The 8,213-nt window shown below is 50.1% G+C and carries 8 protein-coding genes and 1 pseudogene; all 9 read right to left on the bottom strand.

From position 1 onward, the window contains the following. Positions 1-17: 17 nt before the first annotated feature. A complete protein-coding gene (locus KW93_RS16420) occupies positions 18-773 on the bottom strand; it encodes a prepilin peptidase (protein ID WP_033544137.1) in 756 nt (251 codons plus the stop codon). A gap of 72 nt (positions 774-845) precedes the next feature. Further along, positions 846-1,787, bottom strand: a complete 942-nt coding sequence (locus KW93_RS16415) for a LysM peptidoglycan-binding domain-containing protein (protein WP_033544136.1) — start codon at positions 1,785-1,787, stop codon at positions 846-848. Continuing rightward, a complete protein-coding gene (locus KW93_RS16410; protein ID WP_033544135.1) occupies positions 1,780-2,523 on the bottom strand; it encodes a hypothetical protein in 744 nt (247 codons plus the stop codon). Before KW93_RS16410 ends, KW93_RS16415 begins: the two co-directional genes overlap by 8 nt. Positions 2,524-2,525: 2 nt before the next feature. Then, positions 2,526-3,464, bottom strand: a complete 939-nt coding sequence (gene pilM / locus KW93_RS16405) for a type IV pilus biogenesis protein PilM (protein ID WP_033544134.1) — start codon at positions 3,462-3,464, stop codon at positions 2,526-2,528. 30 nt (positions 3,465-3,494) lie between these two features. After that, positions 3,495-3,956, bottom strand: a complete 462-nt coding sequence (locus KW93_RS16400; protein ID WP_033544133.1) for a prepilin-type N-terminal cleavage/methylation domain-containing protein — start codon at positions 3,954-3,956, stop codon at positions 3,495-3,497. Positions 3,957-4,085: 129 nt separating this feature from the next. Continuing rightward, positions 4,086-5,297 carry a type II secretion system F family protein gene (locus tag KW93_RS16395; protein WP_033544132.1) on the bottom strand — a complete coding sequence of 404 codons (1,212 nt, stop codon included), beginning with the start codon at positions 5,295-5,297 and terminating at the stop codon, positions 4,086-4,088. 1 nt (position 5,298) lies between these two features. After that, entirely contained in the window at positions 5,299-6,345 is a 1,047-nt protein-coding gene (locus KW93_RS16390; RefSeq protein WP_033544131.1) for a type IV pilus twitching motility protein PilT, read from the bottom strand. Positions 6,346-6,348: 3 nt separating this feature from the next. Further along, the gene (locus KW93_RS16385) at positions 6,349-8,007 is read right to left on the bottom strand and encodes a GspE/PulE family protein (protein ID WP_033544130.1); all 1,659 of its coding nucleotides are present in this window, start codon (positions 8,005-8,007) and stop codon (positions 6,349-6,351) included. Positions 8,008-8,029: 22 nt separating this feature from the next. Further along, positions 8,030-8,213: pseudogene (locus KW93_RS17550) on the bottom strand (hypothetical protein); the annotation flags it as partial.

Raw genomic sequence — 8,213 nt, 5'->3', positions numbered from 1 at the left:
TTTCTTCAGGGAGTTCCCTATGTCCAGAGTGTGATATACCAGTTCAGCAAAGGTTCGCCCCAGAAATAGACGATAATCGCTCCCGCCGCAATCGACGGGCCGAACGGAATCGGTGTTTTGCGTCCCTGCCCCGTTACGCGCAGGACGATGATGCCGACAATTGCTCCGATCAACGAGGCAAAGAACAGCGTCATCAAAGTTCCGGCTGTGCCGAGCACAAGGCCGATGACGAAGAACAGTTTGATGTCGCCGCCTCCCATTCCGCCTTTTGACACAATCGATATCAGCAATAAAATCAGGAATCCGGCCGCAGCGCCGAGCAGCGCGTCCCACCACGGATCGAGCGGAATAAAAAAGCGCAAGAGGAGCAGCGCAATCCCGAATGGCAACAGCACTTTATCCGGAATGAGCATATAGGCGATATCCGACACCGTGATGATGACGAGCATCGACACCAACAGAATAGCGATAATCAATTCCGGCGAAAAGCCGTAATGCCAGAATGAAAGAGCGAAAAGTGCGGCGGTCACCGCTTCCATCAGCGGATAGACCCAGTGGATTTTTTCACCGCACGAACGGCATTTGCCTCTCAGGAAAAGATACGAAAACACCGGCACAAGATCGAGTGCGGTCAGACGACGATCACATTTCGTGCAATGCGAAGGCGGAAATGCGATGGATTCTTTTTTCGGCACACGCAGCCCGACGACGTTGAAAAACGAGCCAAAGACGAGCCCGAAAACATAAAAGAAAGCTGTGTACGTAATTGTCATGGAAACCCTCATCACTTTTGAATTTTATGGTAACTACTCAGAAAAAAGGAGAAATCAATGTGATTTCTCCTTTCAAGGTTTTTCAGGGATTGTTAATGTCGTCCCGGCTCTAACAAGATAGTCAGACATATTATTGGCTTTTCGGATGGCATCGACGCCATTCGCATCTCCGTAGTATTTCTCGGAAATCATATACAGCGTATCGCCTTTGACCACTTTATGGAAAATGGCCGTCTGTGCGCCTGCAACCTGGTCGTTCATGCCAGCAGCCGATGCTTCGCCGTCCACTGTCACGTCGACATCAACTTCGACATCCGCTGCAGTTTCGTCTTCTTCAGCAGTGGCCAGATCGACACCGTCGTTTTTCGGAAGCGGATCAATTTTATTGGCCGGAGGCGGTGCGTCGACTTTCGGCAAGGTATCAGAGAGTGCAATCAGGTCCGGGCGGTAGAACGCCGAAAAGCTCAGCGTCACTTCCAGGATATCGTCTCCGGTATCGACTGTCGTCACTTCACCGTTTGACTGGAAATCGATCGAATCGATGATCAGAATGCGTTTCATTGATTCGATTTCCTGGATGAAACGGGTGATGCCCGCATAGTCATCGGTTTCAAACGTCACCGTCGTCTGGACCTTCTGGACATTTTCAATGCCTTCTACAGGATACAATAATTCAAGCGGCGATTCCGCGATGTCGATCGTCTGCACCTGTGAACGCGACAGGAGTTCCGCCTGTTCCAGCTGCAGCACGATCAATTCCGAAAGCGGCTCGACCGATACCCGTTGCTGCAGTTCGGTCGTCGACACTCGTTCTTCCACCGGCAGCGCCTTCAATTGTTCCTGCAGCGCCATCAGCACTTCACGCTCCGATTTGAAACTTTGCTCCGCCATGATCCGCGCTTCCTTGGCAGGCGAGTACACCATGAAATAAGCATAGGCGGAAATCGCCAGAAGGAATAAAACCGCAAGCGCAACCAGCGCCGTATCTTTTTGTTTCTTCGTCAGACTACTCATTTGTGTCCCCCTCCGTTTCTTCTGGAGTGGTTTGGGTATCTGTATTGACGTCGACGTTTACATCGACATCCGTTTCAGTAGCCGGAGTTTCTTCGACAGCTTCTTCTTCCACCGGCTCTTCGATGATATTGCCTTCAGCGTCCAGCACCGGCAGGCGGTCATCGACGAACACGAGTGAATATGTAGCGAGGTATCTCGGCGTTTCAATCGTCTGTTCTTCTTCGACAGCCGCTTCCTCGTCTTCTTCAGCAAGAATACTTGCTTCACTCTGAACGGAATCAAGGGATGCATAGTCAATCAAGCCCGAGCTTTTCAGCTGCGCCAGGTAATAAGCGGCGTCCCGCGTAGCATCAAACTGGACGACCAGCGTAGCGGTATTCGGTGCACCAAAAGTAATCTGGTCAAAGAAGCCGCGAGATGGCAACAGGCGTGCCAGCTCTTCCAGCAGCGGAATCGTATCATACTGATAACTTTCCGCCCAGTCAACTGTCACTTTCAGCTGCTGCTCTTCATTCATGCCGCTGGATGCTTCAAGCTGTGCACGGACGGTCGCCTGCTGGAGAGCCAGTTCCATACTTTGTTCGGACAAAACTGCCTGTTCGGCCGCTTCGCCTTTCGCCATAAAGAACAGCGTTACAAAAATTATAAGTCCCAGCAATAAAATAGAAAGCGCCGCAATGAGGAAGGCGGGACGTTCCCGCTCCTTCTGCGGCAATAAGTTAATATCTACTAACATCGTCACACCTCTTTCAGCGCCAGACCGATGGCACGGTTGAAACGTCCATGGACGATATCACCGTATTCGGTAGTGATGGGTTTCAGGACAAGCGGCTGGACGGGAATGGAAAAGCGCCCTTCAAAGCGTGCCTGGAATGTATACCATTCCTCAAATTCACCATTGCAGATGATCTGCGTAATGCCGTCTTCGCCTTCATTCATATTATAGCGGTAGAAATTGGCCAGTTTTTCCGTTTCAGCAATGATGACATTCATCAAGGCCGACGGATCACCGGCAAACGAACTGAATTCGGACAAGTCGACCGGCCGCATGAACAACGGGAAATGTTCATGGAAAATCGACACCGTCATTTTATTGCCCTGCAGATCGATGAGCATGACATGGTCGTTCATTTGGATGTCATGCTGCAGATAGGCCAGGCGGTAAAGCGCGAGCGGCGTGATATCAGCAACAACCGGATCTAGCTTCGAATCGTGGAAAGCACGTTCGAAATCATGGACCACCGATTCCTTGGAAGCAATGATGATCGCTTCCGGTTTTTCCGAATCCGCGTGGTAAGGCACCACATCGAACACGGGATCATCAAACGGCAGATAGAGAGTCGAGCCGATTTCAATGAAGAAATGACCTTTTAGCTCATCCACCGCGACATCTTCGGGGTAAGGCACTTTGCGGATAATAACAAATTCGTCGGGGGCGAGGAACCGGACCGACTTTTTGGAGAGTCCCCACTGAATGACAGCCTTATCGAGCACCGAGCCCAGCGCTTCGAAATCCGTGATCCTGCCGTCTTCCAGGACGCCCGCCGGGAGTGGAAACTCCTCGGCGAAGGCAACCTGCAGCGGATCGACCGATTTCAAATCGACATGGCGAATTGCATCTTCTTCTATTGTAATGGTCGCAACACGCGTTTTTCTCGATAAGAACGATAAGGCCATTTTTTCAGCTCCTAAAATCTTGATAATAAATTATGGTGTCGTTACAGCAGTTCCAGTGATGGTTGTTAATTCTCCATCGCTACCTTTTTGTGGGTCATCGTTAATATCTTTTACTGATGCATTAGAAAAACTAATTTTTTGATTACCATTACCTGTAGGCACTTCAGTAGCGGTTAGAGATAGGTCACCATCTCCATTTTTAGCAATAGTGTAAGTAATCGCATCAAATTGTCCGTGATTTTCAATATAAGAATCTAAATCATCTTTTTCAATAGTTACAGTTACTTCATTTTCAGCTGAATATATTTTTGCTGCACTCAAAATATTTAGTGCATCACTTTTCACTGCATTATAACGACTATTCTCAATAATATTCCCAATCGCTGGAATCGCAATCGCTGCGATAATAGCCAAAATAACGATAACTGCCAAAAGCTCGATCAGCGTCATACCTTTTTCGTTTTTCAATCTTTTTTGCATGAATTTCTTCATTCTATTTCCTCCCAATAACCTATTTTTGGTACTTTATGAGTACATCTTTAGTATAGCAAGTCTTCCCAATTTAACAAGTGTTTTTCCGATAATTTTACAATTTTTTTAAGAAAATTAATCATAATTAAACTACATATTGTCAATATTTTGAAACATCTCAAACATAGGCAACATAATAGACATGACTATAGTCCCGACTAGAGCTGCAAGCACAACAATCATCAGCGGTTCTATCAACGCCTTCAATCGGTCGGTCTCCGCTTCCACTTCTTTCTCGTAGAAATCAGCCACTTTATCAAGCATATGATCGAGAGAACCGGTCTGTTCGCCGATCTGGATCATATGTGGAATGAGCGGTGGAAACGCCCAGTGGTTTTTCATCGGTTCGGTCAAAGAACCACCCCGTTCCAAACTGTCGCGTGAAGCAAGAATGACTTTCGACATGACCGCATTACCGACGACTTTTTCGACCATCGTCAATGCCTGTAAAATCGGAACGGAACTGGAGAACAGCGAACTTAATGTCCGCGTCAATCGCGCCAGTGCCGACTTTTTCAAGATGCGGCCGAAAATCGGCATTTTCAGCAGCATTGAATCCAGGATGAAATTGCCCTGTTCATTGCGGCGCATCATCCAGATCGTCATGAAAATTCCGAGACCCGCCAAAACGAGCAAATACCAGTACTGAACTGTAAGATCACTTGCTGCCATTACCATTTGGGTCAGCATCGGCAATTCGCCGCCGAAGCCCTGGAACATTTCAGCGAACATCGGAACGATTGACGACAACAGGAAAATGACGACGCCGATGGCCAGAACGCCAACTACCAAAGGATAAGACATCGCCGATTTCACTTTTTGACGTGTCTGGTACGCTTTGTCGTAATAAGTGGCGAGGCGATCAAGCGACTCGTCGATATTCCCCGATAACTCCCCCGCTTTGATCAAGTTGATCGTCAGCGGTTCAAAAATCTTAGGATGCTTACGCAGCGAATCGGACAGCGAATTACCTTTTCGCAGATCTTCGTCAATGCTCGCGAGCGTTTTTTGCAGCGGCTTTGATTCGACCTGCTGCGATAAAATTTTGACAGAATCGACGATCGTCACGCCCGCCCGCATCAGTGTAGAAAACTGGCGCAGGAACATGATGAACTGATCGCGTTTGACGGGGTTGCCGATGACGATGTCTTTTTGCAGCGCGGTTTCAGCGATTTCGCGGATTTCAATAACCCTTACTCCGTCATCGCGCAATTTTTCGATTGCTTCGCGCCGGTTGCCGGCAACTACGACGCCGGCCCGCACCCGCTTGCGGTCTCTTCCTTCATATTTAAAGCGCGCCATGTTACTCCTCTCCTTCCAGGAAAGGCTGGGCGATCTGTCTTGTAATCTTGCCCTGCGCCAATAGCTCCTGTACGGAAGTTGCCATCATGTGCATGCCGGCAGCCCGGTTTGTCAGGATGACGTTCGGGATCTGGTGCACTTTTTCAGTGCGGATCAGGTTGGCGACCGCCGGATTCGAAATCATGATTTCGGTTGCGGCGACGCGTCCTTTGCCGTCCGCTGTCGGCAGCAGGCGCTGCGCAACAACGGCTTTCAGGATGCCGCCGAGCTGCGTCCGCACCTGTGACTGCTGTTCAGGCGGGAAAACGTCTATGATCCGTTCGATGGTCGTGGCGGCGCTCGATGTATGCAGTGTGCCCATTACCAAGTGACCCGTTTCAGCGGCAGTGATTGCCGTCATGATCGTTTCCAGATCACGAAGCTCACCGACAAGAATAACGTCGGGATCCTGGCGCAGTGCTGCGCGCAGGCCGTTTGCGAAACTGTTCGTATCAAAGCCGACTTCGCGCTGGTCGATGATCGACGTGCCGTGGCGGTGCAGGTATTCGATCGGATCTTCAAGTGTGATGATATGTTTCGTCATTTCTTCATTGATGTGGCGGATCATCGCAGCTAACGTCGTTGATTTCCCTGAACCTGTCGGACCTGTTACAAGTATCAGGCCCTGGTGCATTTCCGCCAGTTTTTTCAGCGTCTGCGGCATTTTCAGGTCTTCGACAGTCGGCACCACAGTGGGAATGGCCCGAAACGCGTGTGAAATCGAGCCCCGCTGATGGAATGAATTGACACGGTAACGGCCGATTCCGGCGATGGCGTAGGAATAATCCATCTCGCCTTTTTCAAGAAACGTGTTCCACAGCGATTCAGGCATAATGGCGCGCCCGATCGCTTCCGAATGTTCCGGTGTCACCGGGTCTTCCCCGTAGCGGCGCAATGTACCGTGCATCCGGAACACCGGCGGGATGCCTGTCGTCAAATGGATATCGGAGACATTCAATTCTTTTGCCGCTGTCAAAACTTTATCGATATAGGTGGTGGTAGTCTGCATAACTTATTCTGCAATCGCAACGCGGAGAACTTCCTCCGTCGTGGTCATGCCCTCCTTCACTTTTAATAAGCCGTCGTCGATCAGGAAGATGGTTTTATTTTTCACGGCGATGTCGCGGATTTCCGCGGCTGTGCCGTTGCGGTTGATAACGTCTTTAATGGCTTCATTGACAATCAATACTTCATGGATCGCCATACGGCCTCTGTAGCCGGTCATATTGCATTGCGGGCAGCCTTTGCCGCGCGCTATCTTGTCGATCGTCAAACCGCGTTTCGAGAATATCTCTTTTTCACGGAGCGTCGCCGGTGTGGTTTCCCGGCAGTCCCGGCAAACTTTTCGGATCAGCCGCTGCGCAACCACCGCGTTCAGGGAAGCGGTGACAAGGAACGGTTCGATGCCCATATCCATGAGGCGTGTAATCGACGCAATCGAGTCGTTCGTGTGGATCGTGCTGAGAACAAGGTGCCCCGTCAGAGATGCACGGATCGAAATATCGGCCGTTTCCTTGTCCCGGATTTCCCCTACCATGACGATATCGGGATCCTGGCGAAGGATGGAACGCAGGCCGGCGGCGAACGTCAACCCAACATTCGAATTCACCTGGATCTGGTTGATGCCTTCCAGCTGATACTCGACCGGATCTTCAACGGTGATGATATTGACTTCTTCGCTGTTGAGGCGATTGAGCGCCGCGTAAAGCGTCGATGATTTACCGGAACCGGTCGGGCCAGAAATCAGCACGATGCCGTTCGGCTTTTCAATTTCCTTCATAAAGCGCTGCATATTCAAATCGTTGAACCCGAGTTTCGCAATGTCGGTCAGGTTGGCGCTGAGATCCAGTATCCGCATAACGATTTTCTCGCCGAACACAGTCGGCAAAGAAGAGACGCGCAGATCGATCGGGCGGAAATCGACATTCGTCTTGATGCGTCCATCCTGCGGTATGCGGTTTTCCGTGATATCAAGGTTTGCCATAATCTTGATGCGGGCGGTTACCATCTGCTGCATCGATTTCGGCAGTATGCGTTCCGTGCGCAAGGAACCGTCAATCCGGTAGCGCACGAGCACTTTGTCTTCCTGCGGATCGAAATGGACGTCACTCGCTTTCTGCGAAACGGCGTTCGACAGGACCTGGTTGACGAGCCGGACAATCGGCGCGTCGAGATCATTGAGTTCTTCCTGCTGCTCTTTTGTCACCTGCGGCAGTTCTTCGAGCAAGTCATCATAGGATTCTTCGTCGTAATATTTCGCGATGGTTTTCATGATATCGTCTTTCGACGCAATCGCCGGTTCGATATTGAAGCCGGTCGTCAGGCGCAGATCGTCGATCGTGATGATATCCATCGGATCGGTCATGGCGATGTATAATTTATCGTTTTCGCGTTTCAGCGGCACGAGCATTTTGCGCTTTGCCACTTCTTTCGGCACCATATTGAATAATTTCGGATCGAACGGATAGCGGTACAGCGTAACGTGCGGGATGCCGAGCTGGACTTCAAGCGTCTCGATCAATTGCTGCTCGGTGATGATCCCCCGCTGCAGCAGCACATCGCCGATTTTCTGTTCTCTTTGTTTGGTCGACAGTACATTCTGTAATTCGGCTTCTGTGAGTAATCCCTGTTCGATCAAAAGGTCACCCAGTTTTTTTCTTTCGACAACCATATTGCTCCCCCCTCTATAACGGTTAAGCACCAATCTGATTTCCACCTTTGTCATAGTCTGGCTGTTTTTCTTTATCATCCGGTATGCCGTCCAGATCGGAATCAATCACCGGCTTGTCATCTGCCGGAGCTGTTGGATCTGTCGGAGTTGCCGGCGGCGTTACTGGAATTGTTACGGTTCCGTCCGGATTCGTGATGGTGCCATCC

The organism is Planococcus sp. CAU13 (assembly GCF_000775575.1).
GTDB lineage: Bacteria > Bacillota > Bacilli > Bacillales_A > Planococcaceae > Planococcus.
This window is presented reverse-complemented; position numbering and strand designations above follow the sequence as displayed.

What these genes read in the sequence shown, in the direction of transcription:
- KW93_RS16395 (WP_033544132.1), bottom strand. Translation starts at nt 5,297, where the DNA reads ATGGCGCGCTTTAAATATGAAGGAAGAGACCGCAAGCGGGTGCGGGCC.
- KW93_RS16420 (WP_033544137.1), bottom strand. Translation starts at nt 773, where the DNA reads ATGACAATTACGTACACAGCTTTCTTTTATGTTTTCGGGCTCGTCTTT.
- KW93_RS16385 (WP_033544130.1), bottom strand. Translation starts at nt 8,007, where the DNA reads ATGGTTGTCGAAAGAAAAAAACTGGGTGACCTTTTGATCGAACAGGGA.
- KW93_RS16390 (WP_033544131.1), bottom strand. Translation starts at nt 6,345, where the DNA reads ATGCAGACTACCACCACCTATATCGATAAAGTTTTGACAGCGGCAAAA.
- KW93_RS16415 (WP_033544136.1), bottom strand. Translation starts at nt 1,787, where the DNA reads ATGAGTAGTCTGACGAAGAAACAAAAAGATACGGCGCTGGTTGCGCTT.
- KW93_RS16400 (WP_033544133.1), bottom strand. Translation starts at nt 3,956, where the DNA reads ATGAAGAAATTCATGCAAAAAAGATTGAAAAACGAAAAAGGTATGACG.
- KW93_RS16410 (WP_033544135.1), bottom strand. Translation starts at nt 2,523, where the DNA reads ATGTTAGTAGATATTAACTTATTGCCGCAGAAGGAGCGGGAACGTCCC.
- pilM (WP_033544134.1), bottom strand. Translation starts at nt 3,464, where the DNA reads ATGGCCTTATCGTTCTTATCGAGAAAAACGCGTGTTGCGACCATTACA.